Source organism: Kitasatospora sp. NPDC001159, from assembly GCF_053598235.1.
On record NZ_JBSFJV010000267.1, the window covers coordinates 1 to 1,727 of the forward strand.

2 protein-coding genes are annotated in these 1,727 nt (G+C 71.3%); one reads left to right on the forward strand and one right to left on the reverse strand.

The window, feature by feature from the left end; genetic code table 11:
* Positions 1 to 72: 72 nt before the first annotated feature.
* Entirely contained in the window at positions 73 to 381 is a 309-nt protein-coding gene (locus ACWC9T_RS41750) for a replication-relaxation family protein (protein WP_449826240.1), read from the reverse strand.
* Between the two features lie 927 nt (positions 382 to 1,308).
* Between ACWC9T_RS41750 and ACWC9T_RS41755 the strand changes: the two genes are divergently transcribed.
* Entirely contained in the window at positions 1,309 to 1,653 is a 345-nt protein-coding gene (locus ACWC9T_RS41755; RefSeq protein WP_449826241.1) for a 2'-5' RNA ligase family protein, read from the forward strand.
* Positions 1,654 to 1,727: the final 74 nt, after the last annotated feature.

Sequence of the window (1,727 nt, forward strand, 5' to 3'; positions counted from 1 at the left end):
CGAACCCCACACAGGCCCCGCCGAGGCCGCCGCGACCGATCCGTCGGTGACGGGAGCGGAGCCGCTTGCTCGTTACTGACCCACGCTCCTAGCCTCGGTCTTGTCCTCCGGCAGTGGCGGGGAGGCAACGCCGCGCAGTTCCGGGAAGCGGGCGGCGATCCGCGCGCCCCGCTCGGTCAGGAACCAGGCCCGCAGCCGTCCGGCCTGTGGGAGGACGACGTCCTCGACCAGGCCCTCGGCCTTCAGCTGGCGAAGGCGCCGGCGCATCAGCTCCGGCTGGCTGTCGGGGGTGTGCAGGACGCGCAGCTGCTCGGCCGTGGCCATCCGGAACTGGAACAGAGCAGCGACCACGGCGTGGTCGATCTCGGGCGGCATCGCCATCACGGACTCCTCAAAGGGGCGGTGCCCGCCGCCCCGGCGGCGGCAAGCACCGTATGGAAGCCCGCGGTTCTCCCCACATTTCTCCCCAAGACCGGCCCCTACGGTCACGATCCGACAACGGGTGCACTTACCGGTGCGACAACCGGGGTTACGAACCGGTGCACCAACCAGTCGGCGCCCTTCCCGGCCGCTGCACCCAGATTCCGGGCAAATACGCAGGTCAGAGGCCATGGTGAGTGGCCGTCAAGGCAGAACTCGCCACCCCGACAACCCTCTCCTTCCCCTTCCTGTCCTTGGCTTTGTGGGTGGTGGTTGGCCGGTTGGGTGGGGCGGTGGCGTTGAGGGTTCGCTGCGCCTGCGGCGGGCCTCTTCTTCTCTCGCGTCCGGCTGGTGCCGGCCGCTCGGTGGGGCGGGGTGGGCTGGGGACGCGTGGGCGGCCCCCGAAGGCCGCCAGGCCGCCCCCGCCGGGCCTGGCCGCCGCGTTCCCTCGAACGCGGTGGGTGCAGGCGGGCAGGGACGGCCTGGAGCGCTTCTCGGCGGGCTTCGGGCGCGTCGTCAGATCGCTCGGGCTTTTGCTTCCGTGGTCTGCCGGAGGCGTCGCGCCTGCTGTCGCGCCCCCTGTCGCGTGGGGTGCTGTCGTGCCCTGTGACGTGGGCGGATACCCCTCAACCCCGGCTCGGCCGTGCTGCCGCCGGGGCCCTGGTGGCGCTGCCCGGGCCGTGCCTGGGCCCGGCTCGGGCCTGTCCTGCCTGCTGCCGCGCCGCCCCGCTGCGCCCTGCCGCCGTCCGGGCCGTGCTCTGCCCGCCCTGGGGTGCCTGGCCCGTCGGGCCGTCTCGGGCCCGCGGGCCACGCCACCGCTGATCGCGCACACCACCGGTGCCAGGCCGACCCAGGCGGTCGCGGCCAGAGGTGACACCATGCGGTGTCATGGCAGATGACAGCACCAGTGCGTTTCAGGCGGGCCAGACGGGGCTCATCGTCCGGATCCCGGAGGCGGAGCCGTCCGTCCGCGGGTGGCGTGAACGGCTCGACCCCTCAGCTCAGGCCGGGGTTCCAGCCCATGTCACCGTGCTTTTCCCGTTCCTCGACGAGAGCCGAATAGATGCGCTCGTCTACTCTGCCCTCGCGGACGTGCTGGGAAGCTACCAGGCCTTTGACCTGCGGTTCGAGAAATGTGGACGACTCCCGGAAGTGCTGTATCTCGTCCCCGAGCCTGACACGCAGTTGCGACAGCTCACGGAGGCGATCGCTGATGGGTGCAGTTCGTCCTGAGTGAGTGGTGCTTCAGGCTGCGAGGCGGAGTCTGTCCTGGTAGCGGGCTTGGTGGACACGACGGTGTTCCTGCT